This window comes from Aliiglaciecola lipolytica, from assembly GCF_018860635.1.
GTDB lineage: Bacteria > Pseudomonadota > Gammaproteobacteria > Enterobacterales > Alteromonadaceae > Aliiglaciecola > Aliiglaciecola lipolytica_A.
Genome location: NZ_JAHKPT010000021.1, coordinates 564,565 through 584,874 on the forward strand (window position 1 = coordinate 564,565; position 20,310 = coordinate 584,874).

Here is a 20,310-nt window from a genome sequence, read left to right on the forward strand (position 1 = left end):
TCGTCTTCGCCAATTAATTTTGATACTAAGTCAGTAGCATTAAGATTTTTTTCTTAAATCGAGGTGATGCTAAACCAATCAGTCATAATGCAAATTAACACTTCTGCAGGGATTGTGGGAAATATCTGACGCAGGAGTGTCAAGACTTTCTACAAAAATCATTGAGATAAAGAGAGTTTTTTGTAAGTTATTGATATTTATTGGATAAATATCTTAGCATTGGTTTTGCTAGCTCAAAGGGAAATGACGCAATTATAAGAGACAGAGAATGAAATCGAAATACACTCCAATGTTATTACTGCTTAGCTTTTTTATTGCTGGCGCCTCTCAAGCTACGCTTATTACTGTAGATCCGGGAAATGGCACTACAACGGCGTTCACTCAAACTGGAGTTAACAGTTCGGCAGGTCCAGTGGTTGTCGATGGGATCAGTATCTCAGGTGATCCTCAGTTCTATTACGGTGACGCACCTTACGGTCTTGCAACTAATGGGAGTTGGAATTCTTCTTGGGTTGCAACCAATAGCCCAAGCAGCACGATTACCTTTGATCTTGGTGGATTGTTCGGATTCGTCGGTGGATTCATGAATTATGCTGTACTTGATTCTGGGTTGCCGTATGGAAATAATCCTATCATTGAAGCGCTTGGGTTTGATATGGCTGTGCTTGAAACTTATGATTTACACACGCTAGCTGCGATATCGACGCCCGGTGCGACAAATGGTGGCGCTTTCCGTGGCATACAACGGGCAGAGGCAGATATTAGCTTTTTCCGTATCAGTGGCGGTTACATTTTGACACGTGACTTGACAATTGGAAGTTCGCCGGCGCAACCAGTGCCAGTCCCTGCTACACTCGCTCTCTTCGGGCTTGGCCTTCTGGGGCTTGGCTGCTCACGCCGCAAAAAGGCGTAAACAGAACTCTTCATCCACTGGCCCACTTAGGTGGGCTTTTTATTGCCTGAGATTTGATACAGTCTGAGTCCGTAGTTGGCTAGCATTTGCCGTAAGGCGAAACTAACACAGTATATCGTATCAGCAGACATTGTTAATTAGTCCTTTCAATGTCCGCTTTTCGCTGCGACTGTCAGTTTAAGTTAGGACTAATTCAAGTTATTTTGTTAACGCCAAGCGACTTTTTCGTATCTTAATTACCACGCGATTTTATTCGATTTTAGCCCAGCCAATTTTTCGTAACATTCGTTTTAACGCGGCACTTTTTAGGGGTTTAGGTAAAAACATAAGGTCCGCTTTTTGCGCATTTTCTCGCATAATGTCACTGCGATCGGAAGAGTTTAGGATGCCTGGAATATTGTATTGCAGTTTATTCCTAAGACGGTTGGCGATGTCTAACCCTGTTAACTGGTTATCTAAGTGAAAATCTAACAGCATGAGGTCTATGTTTTGCTCTATTTTTTCAACATCCTCTAGGCTCTCAACACTGACGACGTTAGCTTCCCAGCTCTCTAATAACTGAACGACAGCCTCGCGAGTTTGCGGATCGTTTTCGGCCAATAATACGGTTCTACCATGCAAAATCTCGGTTTTTGCCAACCCAGTATCGGTAGATTTAACTCGGCTTTTTCGTTGTTTGCTAAGTGGTAAAGAGACAGAAAAGTTACTGCCTCTGCCAATCTGCGATTGCAGTTGAATAGGGTGATTCAGCAGTGACGAAATACGATCGACTATTGTCAGTCCTAACCCTAAGCCTTGCTGAATATTGGTTTTATCTAACTGTTTAAATTCTTCAAAAATATAACCTTGGTCAGTGCTCGAAATACCTGGTCCGGTGTCCAATACGCACACTTTAATCTGGTTTTTGCTGCGACGGCATCCGATCAGAATTTTTCCCGCTTGGGTATATCGGATTGCGTTAGATAATAGGTTTTGAATAATACGCTTAAGTAGTTTTTTATCTGAAATTACAACAGCGCTGCTGTGCACGTAAATCAAATTCAAGTTTTTTCGTTGCGCGATCAGATTAAAATCGTTGAATAAAGGCGATAAAATATCATCAATGGGGAACTCTTGAATATGGGATTCAAGTACCCCAGATTCTAGTTTTGTCATGTCTAAAAGCAGTGAAAGTAGTTCTTCAGCGTTATTGATAGAGTCATTTAAAGATTGGCTTAATAGTTTTATTTCCGGTTCGTTTGATTTTTGCTGTATTAGTTCACCAAACAAACTTGCCGCATTGAAAGGTTGCATTAAGTCGTGTCCTGCAGCGGCTAAGAACTTCGTTTTACTTTCATTTGCTCTTTCGGCAAGCAGCTTGGCTTTGGTTAACGCTAGATTGGAATGTTTCAGTTCTTCAGTGCGCAGATCCACTCGCTTTTCCAATTGCGATTTGGCTAATTCTAATTGCTGTTGAATTTCCATATATTCTGTAATATCGCTGTAGGTGGTAACAAATCCACCTCCAGGAAGTGGGCCACCATTGAGTTCAATCACCTGACCATTGGGTTGTTTACGAACATATTTATATATACTGCCTTGTTTAATATATTCGATCCTTTTGTCTATTTCCTGCTGCGGATTGTCTAAACTACCAAACAATCCCCGCTGGGCATTAAACGCCAGAATTTTGCGCATTGAGATACCGGCATGTATGTAACCTTCAGGGTAGTCGAACATTTGTATATATCGTTGATTCCACGCTATCAATTTCAGATCTGGGTCGATAACACTGATACCTTGCTGGATATGCTCAACACTGGATTGTAGAATCTCGTGATTAAATTGAAAGGTTTGCGCGGCTTCTTCCACCCATTCGACTAATTCTGTCAGAGGAACTTCATCTTTTTCTGCTATGGCTGAAATTAATATTCTTGAACTTGCGCCGCCTATTTTGGCCGCCAACATACTTTCCACCGATTCGACAATATTGATACTGGCATAACTGCTTTGTGCCGCATCACCTAGTTTATTTTTGATTCCATCAAGTTCATCTTGATTGAGCACATTTTGTGTCAGTGCTAGTAACTTAGACAATTTAATCGGTTGTTTCTGTGGGAAACTATTCTTAGGACTATTTTGTTGACTCTGTGGGGCAGAGGGGAAAAACCAAGTGATCAGCCCAAAGCAAATGCCATTGGCTAATAAACTAAATATAAATCCTCGTCCTAATTCCAAATCTGTTGGCGTAGGATCAAAATAGTAACTTGAGGTAATACTGGGCCAAAGCAACCAATAAAACCAACCTGCAGCGCCAACTAAAAGCCCAACATAGGCAGCTAATTTACTCGATTTTTGCCAATAAAGGCTCAGAATCATCATCGGAAATGTTTGCGCCAATAGTGCCATGGCAATTATGCCGCTGTTGACCAGCGGGGAGCCTGAACTCACATCTTTATGATAAAAGTAGGAGACGGCTAATACCGAAGCGATAGTTAGCCGTCGAATAAACAAAATGATGGCGGGACTTAAATTATTCTGTTTGTGATTAATTAATTTGAATTTGACCCAAGCAGGCGTAATTAGGTTGTTAGAAATCATTATCCCAACAGCTAAGGTGGCTACGACCACCATACTGGTTGCGGCGGCTAACCCGCCAATAAAACTCACCAATGTTGTAATCGCGCTATTTGAATTCAGTGGCAGTGCCAGCGCATAGATATCTGTGGAAATATCTTGTTGATCAAAAATTATGTGGCCTGCTAGGCCGATAGGCATTACAAACAATCCCATCCCCACTAAAAACAATGGGAATAACCACCTGGCAGTATTGAGCTCATTTTTTGATTTGTATTCCACAAAGTTCACATGAAATTGCCTCGGCAGACAAAACATCGCGCATATGCCTAATAGAACATGACTGACATACACCCAACCCCCTGAGTTGGTATGTAAAACCTGTTGGGCTTCAGTCGATAACTGAGCTTTACCCATTAAGTCGAATACGCCGTTAAATAACTCATAACAAACGAAAATTCCAACAAAACTCAGAGCAATAAGTTTCAAAGATGAGGCAAACGCCACGGTTAGCATTAATCCGGGCTTTTTATCGGTTAAGTCAAACGAGCGAGCCCCTAAAAAAATAGCTAATATGGCAAGCACTATTGCGACATACAATCCCATACTGGTGGAGGATTCATTAGTTAATAGTGTCAAGCTGTCAACTACCGAATCGAGCTGCAAAGCCACGTAGGGCACCACACCAATAAAACACAGTAACGACACTGTTGCGGCTAGCAAATTTGCGCTGTTGTATTGCATACCAATAAAATCGGCAAGTGAACTAATATTATTCCGTTGGCATATTTCTGCTATTTTCCGTAACGTACCAAAACCAAAGAGCATCACTAATATAATGCCTAAATAAGTTGGTACAAACGCCCATCCGTATTGTGTTGCTTGGGTTGTTGTACCAAAAAACGCCCATGATGAGCAGTGAACGCCCAAGGCTAAACTATAAATTATCGGATGTTGTCGTCCCTGCCGTAAATATTTATCGCCCAAATAACCAACCAAAAACAAGGCGATCAAATACATGAAAATGACAGTCGACATGGAAACAAGGCTAAACATGGATTAGTACATATCCTTTTGCAGCGGCTATTAGTTGAAATTTAATTAGTTTTTTCAGCCAAACTCACTATAAAACCGATTGCTTTTAATTCCAATTGGAAATGTTTTTTCTATTTCATTAAAAAAACTGGGGTCTTTGCCCTTGAAGCCGTTTAAACAAACCCCATTAATAACGCAACTCGAAGTTAATCCGATTAAGTTAAGTGAAAAAGGCGATGGAGTAAGGCATGAGCAAAGAGCAACAGCCAACAGATGATAATCAACAGGAACAACCTGAATTCAACCAAGCGGAACAAGCTGAAGTTGAGCAAGCGGCTGAAAATGCCGATGCCGGTGATTCCGAACAAACAATTGCAAAGTTACAAGAAGCATTAGCTAAAGCAGAAGCGACTGTAAACGAGCAAAGAGATTCGGTTTTGCGCGCTAAAGCTGAAATGGAAAATGCTCGTCGCCGCGCAGAAGGCGAAGTAGAAAAAGCGCGTAAATTCGCTTTAGAGCGTTTTGCAGGAGAGCTTTTACCTGTAGCAGACAATTTGGAGCGAGCTATTCAGTTAGCTGATCCGGATAACGAATCGCTTAAACCTATGATTGAAGGCGTGGATATCACCCTTAAGTCATTCGTAAGCACAGTAGAAAAATTTGGCTTGAAAGTGATAGATCCGCAGGGTGAACCCTTCAATCCAGAATTGCATCAGGCAATGTCGATGCAAGAAAATGCAGAGCTACCTCCTAATACGGTGATGGCTGTCATGCAAAAAGGCTATGAAATTAACGGTCGGTTGCTACGTCCTGCGATGGTAATGGTTTCTAGAGCCGCTGAAGGTGGCGTTGACATCGAAGCATAAGAGTTTTTGTGGAGATTTTTTTACATTTAACATTGAAAAAAATCAGAATAACCCCACAAATGATAAGACTTAGTTTTAATAATTTTTTAATGGAGACACGCTAATGGGTAAGATCATTGGTATCGACTTAGGTACAACAAATTCATGTGTCGCAGTTTTAGAAGGCGACAAAGTTAAAATTCTTGAGAATGCGGAAGGTGATCGCACAACGCCATCTATCATCGCATACAGTAACGACGGCGAAACTTTGGTAGGCGCACCTGCTAAACGTCAAGCAGTGACTAACCCACAAAACACTTTATACGCAATTAAGCGTCTTATAGGTCGTCGTTGGGAAGATAAAGAAGTACAACGTGACATCGACATCATGCCATTTACTATCACTAAAGCTGATAATGGTGATGCATGGGTTGAAGTTAAGGGTGAGAAATTGGCTCCGCCACAAATCTCAGCTGAAGTACTGAAAAAAATGAAAAAGACAGCAGAAGATTACTTGGGTGAAAAAGTCACCGAAGCGGTTATCACTGTTCCTGCTTATTTTAATGATTCACAACGTCAAGCAACTAAAGATGCAGGTAAAATTGCCGGTCTAGAAGTTAAACGTATCATCAACGAGCCAACTGCCGCTGCTCTAGCATACGGTATGGACAAGAAAAAAGGTGATAACGTCGTTGCTGTTTATGACCTTGGTGGTGGTACTTTCGATATCTCAATCATTGAGATTGATGAAGTTGAAGGCGAGCACACATTTGAAGTACTAGCGACTAACGGTGATACTCACCTAGGTGGTGAAGATTTCGATAACCGTGTAATCAACTACCTAGTTGACGAATTCAAGAAAGATCAAGGCGTAGATTTACGTAAAGATCCACTTGCAATGCAACGTCTAAAAGAAGCCGGTGAAAAAGCTAAAATTGAATTATCTTCTGCACAACAAACAGAAGTTAACTTGCCATACATCACTGCTGATGCGTCTGGTCCTAAGCACCTTACTATTAAAGTAACGCGTGCTAAGTTAGAGTCATTGGTTGAAGATATGGTAAAAGCTTCTCTTGAACCAGTGAAGCAGGCTTTGGCCGATGCTGATTTATCCGTTAGCGATATCAACGACATTATTTTAGTTGGTGGTCAGACTCGTATGCCACTAGTACAAAAATATGTAACTGAATTCTTCGGTAAAGAGCCGCGTAAAGATGTTAACCCTGATGAAGCTGTTGCCGCAGGTGCTGCGATTCAAGGTGGTGTTTTAGCCGGTGATGTTACAGATGTATTGTTGCTAGACGTTACACCATTGTCTCTTGGTATCGAAACAATGGGCGGTGTTATGACTGCATTGATTGAGAAAAACTCTACGATTCCTACTAAGAAATCTCAGACTTTCTCAACTGCAGAAGATAATCAGTCTGCTGTAACTGTACACGTATTACAGGGTGAGCGTAAGCAAGCGTCTGGCAATAAATCTCTAGGTCAATTTAACCTAGAAGGTATTCGTCCAGCACAACGTGGCGCTCCTCAAATTGAAGTAACTTTCGATATTGATGCTGATGGTATTTTACATGTATCTGCCAAAGATAAAGATACCGGTAAAGAGCAGAAAATCACTATCCAAGCTTCTTCTGGTTTGAGTGAATCTGAAGTTGAAAAAATGGTAGCTGACGCAGAAGCAAATAAAGATGCTGATGCGAAATTTGAAGAAATGGTACAAACACGTAATCAAGCTGATGCAATGATCCACGGTACCAAAAAGCAAATTGAAGAAGCCGGTGACGACTTACCAGCGGAAGACAAAGCAACCATCGAAACTGCAATTGAAGCACTTGAAGCAGCTGTTAAGAGTGAAGACAAAGCGGAAATTGAAGTCAAGACTCAAGAATTGATTCAAGCTTCTGCTAAGTTGATGGAAATTGCTCAAGCTAAAGCTGCTGCTGAAGGCGCTGCTGCTGGTGCAGAACAACCGCAAACAGAAAATGCGACAGCTGAAGACGATGTTGTTGATGCTGAGTTCGAAGAAGTGAAAGACGATAAGAAATAAGCGTCTTAACCTGTCGTAATTGGCAGGTAATTGATAAAAATAGGCGCAGAAATAACCTTTCTGCGCCTTTTAAGTGTTATCCCCTTGTTACTTAATAGCGCGTTTAGGTGACAAGGGGATAAAGCCCGAATTAACAGGGCATCTAACGTTGCTCAAGTTCAAACACGGTAAATTGTGTTTGTCATCAAAAAGGATAAACAAGCGATATGTCGAAGCGAGACTATTATGAAGTGCTTGGTGTTAGCAAAAGTGCTGACGAGCGCGAAATTAAAAAGGCATACAAACGCCTCGCCATGAAATTTCACCCTGATAGAACCAAGGGTGATAAAGGCATGGAAGAAAAATTTAAAGAGGTGCAAGAGGCCCACGAAATCCTAACCGATTCGCAAAAACGTGCTGCTTATGATCAGTATGGTCACGCTGGTGTTGATCCTAACCGAGGTGGCGCTGGCTTCGGTGGCGGCGCTGATTTTGGCGATATTTTTGGTGATGTATTCGGCGATATATTTGGTGGCGGCGGCCGTGGAGGGCGTCAGTCAAGAGCGCGTCAAGGTTCCGACTTACGATATAATTTGGAACTTAGCCTTGAAGAAGCGGTTCGCGGTAAGAGTGTCGAGATAAAAGTACCTACCTTGGTTGCCTGTGAGCCTTGTGATGGCACTGGTGCGAAAAAAGGCACTAAACCAACGACTTGCCCTACCTGTCATGGTAATGGACAAGTGCAAATGCGTCAGGGCTTTTTTGCTGTGCAGCAAACCTGTCCTACCTGTTCTGGTCGTGGCCAAATTATTTCCGATCCTTGTCGTGAATGTCATGGTCATGGTCGCACGGAGAAAACGAAAACCTTATCGGTTAAAGTACCAGCGGGCGTTGATACCGGAGATCGTATTCGTTTAACTGGTGAAGGTGAAGCGGGAGAAAGCGGTGCACCTCCTGGTGATTTATATGTTCAGGTGCATGTTCGTGAACACAATATCTTTACCAGAGATAGCAATAACCTGTACTGTGAAGTGCCGCTAAGTTTTACTGTTGCAGCCCTTGGTGGTGACATTGAAGTGCCCACTTTGGATGGCAAGGTTAAGCTGAAAATCACGCCTGAAACTCAAACCGGTAAGCTTTTCCGTTTACGTGGTAAAGGGGTGAAGTCGGTACGAAGCGGTAGTGTTGGTGACTTGATGTGCCGCGTAGTTGTGGAAACACCGGTGAACCTGAACAGCAAACAAAAAGAATTGTTGCAGGAATTAAATAATTCCATGGGTAAAGGCGACGAAGCAGCTAAATACCGTCCAAAAGAGAAAGGTTTTTTCGATGGTGTGAAGAAATTCTTCGATGACTTAACCAGTTAATTGAAAAATAAGTGATATGATAAAGACGTCATTTTTATGGCGTCTTTTTTTATACCTAAGATTTATGCTTTAATTTACGAAGTGGTTACCGATGGTAAGCAGCTTATTTTAAATAAATGTTTAACTAATTAGTTATTGATTTCTAATGATATAACAATGTAAATTGCTGTTTGTACGTCGAATCTAAGTCTATGAATCCAAAAACTATCCATTTAATCGAGGTCAATATGAAAAACATTATCGCTCCTGCGATGTTAGGTATTACATTGTTAACTGCAAGTTTCGCATCAGTCGCAGTTACGCCAGCTAAATCTGAAAAGCATGCCGGTGATGCAATAGAATATCGTCAAGCTATATTGCAATTAGTTAAAAGTAACGTTGGAATTATGGGCGCTATGGCGAAAGGACAAGTTCCTTTGAGTGCTGAAACATTAGAAAAGAATGCAAGCCGCATTGAACAATTATCCTTGATGATGGACGATTACTTTTCAGTCGACACAAGTAAGTTCAGTGTTGAAACTGAAGCTTTACCGGCGATTTGGAAAGACTATTCTGACTTCCAAACTAAAATTACGGCATTAACAGAAGCGGCAAGTAATCTGAAAATGGCCGCAGCAAGTGGCGATGAAGGCCAGCTAAAAGCAAACATTGGCGCAATCTTTAAATCTTGTAAAGGTTGTCATGATTCTTACAAGGCTGAATAACACCTTGTAAGAAGTCATTTGTAATTAAAAATAATAGTCTACTTCTGGCACTGGTGCTGCGATAGCAATTAACCAATACAAGAAGGCGGCAATGACAATTGCAAGAATAACCGCTAATAATAATCTAGATGAACCGATACCGTTTTGCGCGGCATCGGTTTTTTTTCCAGTAATCATAGCCCCGATTAAGGGAATTTTGCGTCCAAATTGATACCAAAGGATGGCCAGGATATGAATCCCAGCTATGCCTAAAATAACATTGAATATTTGATGATGTAAACCGTCCAACCAACTCTGTGTATCGCTGCTTACCGCTGACATATAAGGTCCAGAAGCAAGCACATCATCACTTGCAAATAAACCTGTGATGGCTTGAGCCCCCACAATTAAGATGACTGCTGGAACGATTAAACCACCCAATGGATTGTGACCAGTGAAATGAGGGTTTTTGGCTTTCAAAAAAGCTACCAAATACTGCCAGATAGCCTTCGGAGGATAGATGAAATTACTAAATCTTGCGTATTTTGGACCAACTAACCCCCACATTAAACGGAAGATAATGAGTCCTAGAGTGAAGTATCCAATATAAAAATGAATATCCATATACTCGCTACCTAATTCAGCCGTTATCCATTGGGATACCAAAGCTAAAACCAATAACCAGTGAAAAAGCCTAAGCGGAATATCCCAAATTAATTTCTTTTGCATTTTGATTTTTCTCCAAAGAGGTACCAATATCCTCACATTATCTAAGATCAGTTATACTCTTTTTATATTACATCCAAGAACGTTTTAGCTTAGAGACAATAAACAAGGCATTGCCTAAAATTCGTTTCGCATCATTTTGATTGATAAAAGGAATACTCAGAGCGCCGGATGCCATAATGATATTAATAGTGGCTATTTCATGCCTTCTCATCATACGGCTTTGTATAAATTGTGTTTGTTGTACTTTATATTTTGGGAAACTGTAAAAATCGACTCCAAATAATCCTTTTCTAAGATAAATATATTCGTCATCATCAGCGTAACCCCAGCGTTTCCATCGACAATATATCAAAAATACGATAAATCCACTTAGCAACTGGGTTACTAAAATACCTAAAATCCCTGATTTTGAAAAAGTTATTGCGCTTACGAGCAGATTAAAAGGGATTAACCACAAAAGCTGTCTAAAAATAAATCGTTTACTGATAGCAAGAAAGCTAATGTCATGTAATTTATTATTCGGTAACGCATCCTTGACGATGCTATGCGCTTCATCTTGCGTCACTGAAGGTACTAATATTCTGTTACTATTGGCCTGCAATTGGTTAGAATTTTGTTCTGTGCTGCTATTCTGTTTTAATTCCAAATTGACCCTGCCGAGAATCACATCTAACCAATCTTGTTTTAACGCTATTACTTGAAGGCGTGAGCGTTTCATGGTGACTTCTTGTTTAGTGAACAAGCCACTTCGACGAATATATCTGTCTGTGGTTTTCGCCAACGAATAATCGTAAAATAAAACGATTGAGCCAACTACGGATATCAAAGTAATAATCAAAGTTGCAAAAAGAACAAGCGAAAAAAATGCTAACCCTAACTGCCAAATTGCCTGTGACTGTGCGTCAAAATAACGTTCATAATCAAAACCTAATTGCTCTGCCAATGAGGCTAAATAGGCGGCTAAGTTGTCATAAAATGGTGCTAGTGCACCAATAATAATCCACACTCGATTGTTAGTAATACCGTGTAAAATCAGATCTTTAATTGAACGTGTATTGAGAATTTGTTCGCTTTCAATTCCCACATTAGGTTGCTCTAAAAGAGTCTTTTCTTCATCTGCTTGTCGTTCGGTTGGCGTATTGTGTGTTTTACCCTTTGCAAGGATGGATTGTTTTAACTTTTCAGCAAAACCCACAGGTAATGCAACTATTTTTGCCTCTTGTTTCGTCGAGCCAGCTGTATCGAGTTGCAAACAACAGGTATGGGTTAGCCGGTAGTAAAGCGGCCTTTCAATGGTGACGTTTTGAATTCTAGAAAAAGGCAAATCAATATGGGTTTTAGAGAACACACCAGAGCGGATTTCAACCGTTTCATCAATCAATCGAAATGAATAAAAGAAGTATTGCAGCCAAGATGAAACACTGATTAAAGCTAAAATTCCCACAATGATTGGGATCCAGATTTGCGGGTTCTCTTGCACCGTAGAGTAGCTTATGGCAATGGCTGGCAGCAAATAGATAACATTGTTGGCCGCTAATTTAATCCCACTTGCAATAAAATATAACACCGCAATGGGGGACAGTTTCTGCCAACGGTGAGTATTGAGTGTGGCATTTTCTCCCTCATTATCCATCACTTTGAACACCTTTATGGTCCAAGATGAATTGCCTGATTTTTTGTGCATCATCAAGACTTAAACCAGGTATTTCAAACGTGTGCATTGCGCCTCCAGCACTAAAAACCTGTAATGAAGCCAATTTAAAGGTTCTCTCCAGTGGGCCTCGTTTTAACTCAACGTGTTGTATCCGTAGTATCGGCTGACTATAAATTTTACGAAATATTACCCCGCAGGCGAAATGCAAATCAGTGTCTGTTAAACAATATTGTTTGCATGGAATAGCGATATATAAATAGAGGCTAATTAGAATTGCGACTAAAAACGCAATACCAAGTCCCAGCGGATAGACTACGATTAGCTCGGGGTGAATATCAATAAACGGCTGCCATCGGGTTAACGACATAACTAACATAAACATCAAGCAAAACAGCCAAGTAGAGCAGATAACCATGGGTCTATAACGGCTATTTAGAGGTTCAAAATCAATTTCTAATGGATCGGGTAAAGTGGATGTTTCTATTAGTTGATAAGACACAATCATACGGCAACATTAATTTAATTTACCCTAATGTAGCGGAATCAGAGTTTGAATCAATATATATCAGGTTACAAAATCTCAATCAGCTTAAAAACTGCTATGAAGATTTCCAATCAAATATAACTTATCGCTTTTTTACTGCTGCAAATTAGGTGTTTATATTGCACAATATTCAATAGTATTTATCTAATTGAAATGAGTAGAAAATGACAGGAATTGGTATTTTGGGAGCCAATGGCCGAATGGGCCGTGTATTAATAGATGCCGCCCATTTAGATGAAAACGTGAATTTGGCCGCAGCTTCTGTACGAGAAGGTTCGCAATGGATTGGAATGGACGCTGGCGAGTTAGCCGGTATTGGTAAACAAAATCTTAGCATTGCAGCAAGTTTAGACCAACAAGCACCTGAGATAGACGTCGTCATCGATTTTACGCTGCCCGATGTGCTTGAACAAAATTTAGCTTGGTGCGTGGCAAATAATAAAGCCATTGTGATTGGCACCACTGGACTGAACGATAATCAAAAAGCGCTGTTGCAAAATGCGGCTACTAAGATTCCAGTTGTGTTTGCGGCGAACTACAGTGTAGGCGTTAATCTTATGTTGAATTTGGTTCGTCAGGCAGCAAAAACAATGGGCGATACAGCAGACATCGAAATTCTTGAAGCCCATCATCGTTTTAAAAAAGATGCGCCATCTGGAACTGCTATGGCAATTGGAGAGGCTATCGCTGACGAAATTGGCCGTGATTTAAAGCAATGTGCCGTGTACGGTAGGGAAGGTGACACTGGTGAGCGCAAACACGAAACAATTGGATTTGCTACCGTCAGAGCGGGCGACGTGGTTGGTGAACACACAGCGTTATTCGCAGATATTGGTGAGCGACTAGAGATCACTCACAAAGCTTCTAGTCGATTGACCTTTGCTAAAGGTGCGATAACCGCTGCTAAATGGCTGGTTGGCAAACCTGCCGGACTATATTCTATGCAGGATGTGCTGGGGTTTAATTAATCTGAACTAAAATAGTGGGTAAAAATTAAGTGGCGTTTACCGGTTGCTTAATTTGACGTTTTAATGACTTACCTACGAATTTTGAATCAAATGCTCATTTTAGTAATTTTTCTACATTCTAATGGATCAAATAAAACCATTAGTGTATGATCTCGGGAATTTGCCAAATTTTCGGATGAGATGTGCTTAATCTCCCGAAAATACTAGCGGTGATGAGGTAAACGGGATGTAAATTAATAATTTCAACCCGTTTTTTATAGGGTTTTGATGCTTAGCTTGCAAAAAAACCTTGGGTTGTCCTTAATTAGGAGGTTGACTTGGCTATTTCTGCTCTTTTGGTGCTAGAAGACGGTTCTGTTTTCAAAGGCACATCAATTGGAGCTTCTGGTGTTTCTGTCGGTGAAGTGGTGTTTAATACATCAATGACAGGCTATCAGGAGATTTTGACTGACCCTTCATATGCTGAACAAATTATTACCTTAACTTATCCTCATATAGGTAATACCGGTACTAATGAAGAAGATGTTGAATCCACAAAAATTTGGGCTAAAGGCCTAATTATTCGAGACCTTCCTTTATTAGCTAGTAACTTCCGTAATCAATCTTCTCTTTCTGACTATTTGAAACATAACAATATTTTAGGCATTGCCGATATTGATACTCGTCGATTGACACGCATCCTTCGAGACAAAGGCGCGCTTAAAGGTTGCATTGTCACTGTTGATGAATTTAATCAAGATGATGTTTCTGAAGCCTTAAGTGCTGCTCAAGCGTTTCCGGGTTTGAAAGGAATGGATCTAGCGAAAGTGGTGACTACAGATAAAGCATATCCATGGCAAGATGGTGTGTGGTCTTTAGAAACCGGATATGCGAAAAATGTAGAAGATTGTAAGTTTCATGTAGTTGCTTATGATTTTGGTGCGAAACACAATATATTGCGCATGTTAGTAGATAGAAGTTGCCGCTTAACTGTGGTGCCAGCTACAACACCTGCCGAAGAAGTGTTAGCAATGCAGCCAGATGGAATATTTTTATCTAATGGCCCTGGTGATCCTGAACCTTGTGATTACGCTATTGCCGCTATCAAAACTTTCTTGGAAACCGAAATTCCTATTTTTGGTATTTGTTTAGGTCACCAATTGTTGGCGTTAGCCAGTGGTGCAAAAACAGAAAAAATGAAGTTTGGTCATCATGGCGCAAATCATCCGGTTAAAGACTTAAAGCGTGATGTGGTAATGATTACCAGCCAAAACCACGGTTTTGCAGTGGACGAGTCTTCTTTGCCAGATAATTTGGATGTGACACACGTATCTTTGTTTGATAAGTCGTTGCAAGGCATACACAGAAATGACAAACCGGCATTTAGCTTTCAAGGGCATCCTGAAGCAAGTCCAGGTCCCCATGATGCAGCTCCCTTGTTTGATCATTTTATTGAGCTGATAGAAAAATCAAAATCAGCAACTACTTCAATTTCAGCTTGATACTTAGAGAAAGAATACTATGCCAAAACGTACTGATTTAAAAAGCATTCTGATTCTGGGCGCGGGTCCAATTGTAATTGGCCAGGCATGCGAATTTGATTATTCAGGAGCTCAAGCCTGTAAAGCCCTACGTGAAGAAGGGTATAGAGTTATTCTAGTCAATTCCAATCCTGCTACCATTATGACAGACCCGGAAATGGCTGATGCGACTTACATTGAACCCATCCATTGGGAAGTGGTAAAACGCATAATTGAAAAAGAACGCCCAGACGCAATTTTACCTACTATGGGTGGTCAAACGGCACTTAACTGCGCCCTTGATTTGAACAAACATGGTGTATTGGAAGAGTACTCTGTTGAGATGATTGGCGCGACAGCCGATGCAATTGATAAAGCAGAAGACCGTGAGCGTTTTGATAAGGCGATGAAATCAATTGGTTTGGCTTGTCCAAGAGCTGAAATCGCACATACCATCGAACAAGCTCATGATGTGCTGAGTCGTATTGGTTTTCCTTGTATAATCAGACCTTCGTTCACTATGGGCGGCTCCGGTGGCGGTATCGCCTATAACGTTGATGAGTTTGATGAGATTTGTCGCCGCGGGTTAGACCTTTCACCAACCAGTGAGTTACTCATTGATGAATCGCTAATTGGTTGGAAAGAATACGAAATGGAAGTGGTACGAGATAAAAGCGATAATTGTATTATTGTTTGTACCATCGAAAACTTCGATCCAATGGGTGTTCATACTGGTGATTCAATAACTGTTGCACCAGCGCAAACCCTGACAGATAAAGAATTTCAAATCATGCGTAATGCAGCAATGGCAGTATTGCGTGAGATTGGTGTTGAAACTGGCGGTTCAAACGTACAGTTTGGTGTTGACCCAAAAACTGGCCGCATGGTTATCATAGAAATGAATCCTCGGGTGTCTAGATCTTCTGCACTAGCGTCGAAGGCCACAGGTTTCCCAATTGCGAAAGTTGCGGCTAAATTAGCGGTTGGCTACACCTTAGATGAACTGGCAAATGATATTACTGGTGGTTTAACCCCAGCATCGTTTGAGCCTGCGATTGACTATGTTGTCACTAAAATCCCTCGTTTTAACTTCGAAAAATTCGCTGGTGCTAATGATCGCTTAACCACACAGATGAAATCTGTCGGTGAAGTGATGGCAATTGGCCGTAATCAGCAAGAGTCTTTGCAAAAAGCGTTACGAGGCCTAGAAGTTGGCGTTAATGGCTTAAACCCGATCATCGATATTGAAGATCCGGAAAGTGAAGCGATTATTATCCGCGAGCTCAGAGAACCAGGCGCAGAGCGCATTTGGTATATTGCTGATGCAATGAGAATGGGCATGTCAGTTGAGCAAGTTTTCTCACTGACCAACATTGATCGTTGGTATTTGGTTCAGATTGAAGACCTTGTGAACCTTGAAAAACAGGTGGCTGAAATTGGCTTATCCGGTATCGATTATGACTTGATGCGCACCTTAAAACGCAAAGGGTTTGCTGATTCTCGTTTGGCTGAGTTAACTAATGTCGCCGAAAGTGACGTGCGTGAACTTAGACACTCGATGGAAATCACACCTGTTTATAAGCGCGTAGATACCTGTGCAGCGGAGTTTTCGACTAGTACAGCTTACATGTATTCAACTTATGATGAAGAATGTGAAGCTAATCCATCGGATAAAGATAAGATTATGGTGTTGGGCGGCGGTCCTAACCGAATAGGTCAAGGTATCGAATTTGACTACTGTTGTGTTCATGCAGCGCTAGCAATGCGTGAAGATGGCTATGAAACTATCATGGTTAACTGTAACCCAGAAACGGTTTCTACTGATTATGATACATCTGACCGGTTATACTTTGAATCCGTTACCTTAGAAGATGTGCTCGAAATTGTGCGTATCGAAAAGCCTAAGGGCGTCATAGTGCAGTATGGTGGCCAAACACCATTGAAACTCGCTCGCGAGTTAGAAGCTGCCGGCGTGCCAATTATTGGTACATCTCCTGATGCTATCGATAGAGCTGAAGATCGTGAACGCTTCCAACATATGGTCAATAAATTAAACCTAAAACAACCCGCAAATAGCACCGTTAGCAACATGGAGCAGGCGTTGGTTGAAGCTGAAAAAATTGGTTTTCCATTAGTTGTTCGTCCGTCTTATGTTCTAGGTGGTCGTGCAATGGAAATTGTTTACGACTTAAAAGATTTAAAACGATACTTGAATGAAGCTGTGAAAGTTTCAAATGACTCTCCAGTGTTACTTGACCGTTTCCTTGATGATGCCATTGAAGTTGATATCGACGCCATGTGTGATGGTGAAAACGTGGTAATCGGCGGAATTATGGAGCATATAGAACAAGCTGGAGTTCACTCTGGTGATTCTGCCTGTTCCTTACCGCCATACTCATTGAGTCAAGAAATCCAAGACGTAATGCGTAAGCAAGTTAAAGATATGGCCCTAGAACTAGGTGTCGTGGGTTTGATGAATACACAATTTGCCGTGAAAAATGGTGAAGTGTACTTAATTGAAGTAAACCCGCGCGCTGCTCGTACTGTTCCGTTTGTATCTAAAGCAACAGGAATGGCGCTTGCAAAAATAGGCGCTCGTGCAATGGTTGGTCAATCACTTCCTTCACAAGGGGTGACGGAGGAAATTATCCCGCCGTTTTATTCTGTCAAAGAAGTTGTTCTGCCGTTTGCTAAGTTTCAAGGTGTTGATCCTTTGTTGGGCCCAGAAATGCGTTCAACAGGTGAAGTGATGGGAGTAGGGGATACCTTTGAAGAAGCCTATGCCAAAGCTAACTTAGGCGCTGGTGCGCCCATTCCGCAAAAGGGTAAAGCGCTGATTTCAGTTCGTCACAATGACAAAAAACGCGTTGTTGAACTTGCCCGTAAAATGATTGAAAAAGGCTTCAGTTTAGAGGCTACCTCGGGTACTGCAAAAGAGTTAAACGATGTTGGAATTGCCTGTAGTGTGGTTAATAAACTTACAGAAGGTCGTCCAAACATTGTTGACGCCATTAAAAATGGCGAATATTGTTATATTGTGAATACTACTGAGGGACGTAAAGCGATAAATGATTCAGTGTATATTCGTCGTGAAGCATTGCTCAATAAAATCACCTATACCACAACTTTGAATGCAGCATTTGCGACAGTAAATGCCCAAACTGCAGATGATCGCGCGAAAGTAAACTCGGTCCAATCTTTACACCAGAGAGTTAACGAACGCTAAACTTGTGGTAAACTAAGCAAAATTTCTAGTAATAAAAGTGCGCATTCACTGCGCACTTTTTAATTAACCTCAACATAAACAAAAGCACATATAAGTGAGCGTTGATCAATGAATCAATATCCAATGACAGCAAAAGGCGCAGAAATGTTGCGCGCAGAGCTTAATGAACTTAAATCTGTTAAGCGTCCACAAATCATTCAATCCATAGCAGAAGCTAGGGAGCATGGTGATTTAAAAGAAAATGCCGAATATCATGCAGCCCGCGAACAACAGAGTTTTTGTGAAGGCCGCATTCAGGACATCGAAGGTAAGTTATCTAATGCACAAATTATTGATGTAACAAAAATAACAAACAATGGAAAAGTTATTTTTGGGGCAACAGTCACTATCATCAATGTTGAATCTGATGAAGAAACAACCTATAAAATCGTAGGTGATGATGAGGCAGACATTAAAAATAATCTAATCTCTGTGAATTCACCTATCGCCCGTGGTTTGATAGGTAAAGAAGAAGACGACATTGTTACAATTCAAACTCCTGCAGGCACTGTAGAATATGAAGTGTGTCAGGTCGAATATATTTAAGTTTGAATTCTCAGGCGGCGGCAATTTAAGCTAAAGTTTGATTTAATTTGAATATTCAGTGCTGCGGCTGGTTTTTGCTTCCACACTACCAGCCAAAGTGCCTTGCTTAGTAGGCAAAACCTCAAATTTTAAAACGCTATCAATTAAAACCTTATCAATTAAAATACTATCAATCTGTGCGTTTAGTGTAGTCTCTCCAAGCCCATCCCAAAGCGATCAAGCTCAAAATCCATAGCGGCAAGTCTTGCCACTTTCTGTAGGGTGTAAAGCCTGTTGTACTGGCTATTTCAGCCGATAATACACCGGCCTTAAATTGCGGAAGTCGACTAATTATTGTTCCGTCGTAACCGATGAAGGCAGTAATACCATTGTTCGTTGCCCGTAAAACTGGAATGCCAAACTCTTTTGCTCTGACTTGGGCAATTTCAAGGTGCTGATCGGGACCATGTGAATGACCAAACCAAGCATCATTACTCACAGTGATGATGAAATCGGTTTCAGTTGTTAAATTTGCAGCGATTTGCCTAGGAAATGCAATCTCAAAACAAATCGCAGGAGCCAAATTGATGCCATTTGAGACCAGATTCGATTGCAAATAATCACCTCTGGTAAAGGATGACATCGGTAAATCAAAAATCGGTGCAAGTTGTCTTAGCCAACTTTCAAACGGAATAAATTCGCCAAATGGCAGCAAATGATGCTTATCGTATCTGTTTGAGTGCAAATAATGATATTGTCCCTGCGTATCCTCAGGCAGCTTTTTACCTATGGCAATGAGGTTATTAAACGCTTGTCGTGAGTCATAATCGTAGTTGACTATACCGGTGATTAACCCTGTATCCTGCTCGGTTGCTTGGCTATCTAATTGACGCAAAAAGGATTCCGCAGTTGATTCTAATTGGGGAATAGCCGCTTCAGGCCAAATAATGAGTTGATTCTGCCAATGACCTTCGGTCAATTTGCGGTATTTTTCCATGGTCGGAGCTTCTTCTTCTGGAGCCCAGCGCATTTCTTGTTTTATATTGCCTTGCACCATTGCAATGGAGACTGTGCTTGCCTTGGGCGTCACCCAATTAACAGAGTTTAATGCCCATCCGCCTATAAATATGATTGAAGCTAAGGCAATGGTAGGAATATAAACCTTTTGTTTTATACTTAATGCGCATGAGACTGCTAAAGCGATTAAAATAACACTCAGTCCCGTCTCACCGAAAACCGGTATCCAGCCGGAAAGGGGACCAAGAAGTTGACTGTAACCAATAGATAACCAAGGAAATCCAGTAAATAACCAACTTCGAATAAATTCGCTTATAAACCAAATAAAAGGTGCCAACAATGGCCAGTAACGCAGTTTGCAATATCGTTTGAGCACAAACGCGAACAATCCCGGATACAAGGCTAAAAAACTGCAGAGCAGAACCATAAGCCCTACTGAGCCAATCAAGGGGAGTCCACCAAAGTCTGCAATACTTACGTGAACCCACGAAATACCGGCACCAAACCAACCTAAACCAAATGCAAAGCCGGTTTTAAATCCCGATTTACTGACTAATAAACGATAAAAGAACCCAGTTAATAAAATGGGCGTTAAAAACCAAAGCGAAAAAGGTGCATAACTGAACGTCATTAACGCACCCAATAAAATAACACCAATATAATGCAGCATGGTTTTTA

Annotated in this window: 14 protein-coding genes; 9 read left to right on the top strand and 5 right to left on the bottom strand. The window is 41.1% G+C overall.

What is annotated here, in order from left to right; translation table 11 throughout:
- The first annotated feature begins 268 nt into the window (after nt 1-268).
- A complete protein-coding gene (locus KO530_RS10940; RefSeq protein WP_216048440.1) occupies nt 269-913 on the top strand; it encodes a PEP-CTERM sorting domain-containing protein in 645 nt (214 codons plus the stop codon).
- 249 nt (nt 914-1,162) lie between these two features.
- Here KO530_RS10940 and KO530_RS10945 read toward each other — a convergent pair whose 3' ends face one another.
- Nucleotides 1,163-4,525: a PAS domain-containing hybrid sensor histidine kinase/response regulator gene (locus tag KO530_RS10945; protein ID WP_216048441.1), complete on the bottom strand. Its 3,363-nt coding sequence runs from the start codon at nt 4,523-4,525 to the stop codon at nt 1,163-1,165.
- Between the two features lie 227 nt (nt 4,526-4,752).
- Between KO530_RS10945 and grpE the strand changes: the two genes are divergently transcribed.
- The 4 genes from grpE to KO530_RS10965 all read left to right on the top strand — a co-directional run bounded on the left by grpE (nt 4,753) and on the right by KO530_RS10965 (nt 9,452).
- Complete coding sequence (gene grpE, locus KO530_RS10950) at nt 4,753-5,370, top strand: nucleotide exchange factor GrpE (protein ID WP_216048442.1); 618 nt, start codon at nt 4,753-4,755, stop codon at nt 5,368-5,370.
- A 103-nt stretch (nt 5,371-5,473) separates the two neighbouring features.
- On the top strand, nt 5,474-7,402 hold the full coding sequence (gene dnaK, locus KO530_RS10955; RefSeq protein WP_216048443.1) for a molecular chaperone DnaK: 1,929 nt from the start codon (nt 5,474-5,476) through the stop codon (nt 7,400-7,402).
- A gap of 206 nt (nt 7,403-7,608) precedes the next feature.
- Entirely contained in the window at nt 7,609-8,748 is a 1,140-nt protein-coding gene (gene dnaJ / locus KO530_RS10960) for a molecular chaperone DnaJ (RefSeq protein WP_216048444.1), read from the top strand.
- A 227-nt stretch (nt 8,749-8,975) separates the two neighbouring features.
- Nucleotides 8,976-9,452, top strand: coding sequence for a c-type cytochrome (locus tag KO530_RS10965; protein WP_216048445.1), 477 nt, complete (start codon nt 8,976-8,978; stop codon nt 9,450-9,452).
- 24 nt (nt 9,453-9,476) lie between these two features.
- Here the strand turns inward: KO530_RS10965 and KO530_RS10970 are convergent, their stop codons facing one another.
- The 3 genes from KO530_RS10970 to KO530_RS10980 form a co-directional block, all read right to left on the bottom strand.
- Complete coding sequence (locus KO530_RS10970; RefSeq protein WP_216048446.1) at nt 9,477-10,160, bottom strand: cytochrome b/b6 domain-containing protein; 684 nt, start codon at nt 10,158-10,160, stop codon at nt 9,477-9,479.
- Between the two features lie 67 nt (nt 10,161-10,227).
- A complete protein-coding gene (locus KO530_RS10975) occupies nt 10,228-11,793 on the bottom strand; it encodes a PH domain-containing protein (RefSeq protein WP_252729180.1) in 1,566 nt (521 codons plus the stop codon).
- Nucleotides 11,786-12,319 (bottom strand): PH domain-containing protein, encoded by a 534-nt coding sequence (locus tag KO530_RS10980; protein WP_216048448.1) that lies wholly within the window; start codon nt 12,317-12,319, stop codon nt 11,786-11,788. The genes KO530_RS10975 and KO530_RS10980 overlap by 8 nt, the downstream gene beginning before the upstream one ends.
- Nucleotides 12,320-12,522: 203 nt before the next feature.
- On the opposite strand from KO530_RS10980, the gene dapB reads away from it, so the two are divergent.
- The 4 genes from dapB to greA all read left to right on the top strand — a co-directional run bounded on the left by dapB (nt 12,523) and on the right by greA (nt 18,636).
- Nucleotides 12,523-13,326, top strand: a complete 804-nt coding sequence (dapB, locus tag KO530_RS10985; protein WP_216048449.1) for a 4-hydroxy-tetrahydrodipicolinate reductase — start codon at nt 12,523-12,525, stop codon at nt 13,324-13,326.
- A gap of 317 nt (nt 13,327-13,643) precedes the next feature.
- Nucleotides 13,644-14,807 (top strand): glutamine-hydrolyzing carbamoyl-phosphate synthase small subunit, encoded by a 1,164-nt coding sequence (gene carA / locus KO530_RS10990; RefSeq protein ID WP_216048450.1) that lies wholly within the window; start codon nt 13,644-13,646, stop codon nt 14,805-14,807.
- A gap of 19 nt (nt 14,808-14,826) precedes the next feature.
- A complete protein-coding gene (gene carB, locus KO530_RS10995) occupies nt 14,827-18,051 on the top strand; it encodes a carbamoyl-phosphate synthase large subunit (RefSeq protein ID WP_216048451.1) in 3,225 nt (1,074 codons plus the stop codon).
- 108 nt (nt 18,052-18,159) lie between these two features.
- Nucleotides 18,160-18,636 carry a transcription elongation factor GreA gene (greA, locus tag KO530_RS11000; protein ID WP_216048452.1) on the top strand — a complete coding sequence of 159 codons (477 nt, stop codon included), beginning with the start codon at nt 18,160-18,162 and terminating at the stop codon, nt 18,634-18,636.
- Nucleotides 18,637-18,805: 169 nt separating this feature from the next.
- Here greA and lnt read toward each other — a convergent pair whose 3' ends face one another.
- Entirely contained in the window at nt 18,806-20,302 is a 1,497-nt protein-coding gene (gene lnt, locus KO530_RS11005) for an apolipoprotein N-acyltransferase (RefSeq protein WP_216048594.1), read from the bottom strand.
- Nucleotides 20,303-20,310 lie beyond the last annotated feature (8 nt).

What these genes read in the sequence shown, in the direction of transcription:
- KO530_RS10940 (WP_216048440.1), top strand. Translation starts at nt 269, where the DNA reads ATGAAATCGAAATACACTCCAATGTTATTACTGCTTAGCTTTTTTATT.
- KO530_RS10945 (WP_216048441.1), bottom strand. Translation starts at nt 4,525, where the DNA reads ATGTTTAGCCTTGTTTCCATGTCGACTGTCATTTTCATGTATTTGATC.
- grpE (WP_216048442.1), top strand. Translation starts at nt 4,753, where the DNA reads ATGAGCAAAGAGCAACAGCCAACAGATGATAATCAACAGGAACAACCT.
- dnaK (WP_216048443.1), top strand. Translation starts at nt 5,474, where the DNA reads ATGGGTAAGATCATTGGTATCGACTTAGGTACAACAAATTCATGTGTC.
- dnaJ (WP_216048444.1), top strand. Translation starts at nt 7,609, where the DNA reads ATGTCGAAGCGAGACTATTATGAAGTGCTTGGTGTTAGCAAAAGTGCT.
- KO530_RS10965 (WP_216048445.1), top strand. Translation starts at nt 8,976, where the DNA reads ATGAAAAACATTATCGCTCCTGCGATGTTAGGTATTACATTGTTAACT.
- KO530_RS10970 (WP_216048446.1), bottom strand. Translation starts at nt 10,160, where the DNA reads ATGCAAAAGAAATTAATTTGGGATATTCCGCTTAGGCTTTTTCACTGG.
- KO530_RS10975 (WP_252729180.1), bottom strand. Translation starts at nt 11,793, where the DNA reads ATGGATAATGAGGGAGAAAATGCCACACTCAATACTCACCGTTGGCAG.
- KO530_RS10980 (WP_216048448.1), bottom strand. Translation starts at nt 12,319, where the DNA reads ATGATTGTGTCTTATCAACTAATAGAAACATCCACTTTACCCGATCCA.
- dapB (WP_216048449.1), top strand. Translation starts at nt 12,523, where the DNA reads ATGACAGGAATTGGTATTTTGGGAGCCAATGGCCGAATGGGCCGTGTA.
- carB (WP_216048451.1), top strand. Translation starts at nt 14,827, where the DNA reads ATGCCAAAACGTACTGATTTAAAAAGCATTCTGATTCTGGGCGCGGGT.
- greA (WP_216048452.1), top strand. Translation starts at nt 18,160, where the DNA reads ATGAATCAATATCCAATGACAGCAAAAGGCGCAGAAATGTTGCGCGCA.
- lnt (WP_216048594.1), bottom strand. Translation starts at nt 20,302, where the DNA reads ATGCTGCATTATATTGGTGTTATTTTATTGGGTGCGTTAATGACGTTC.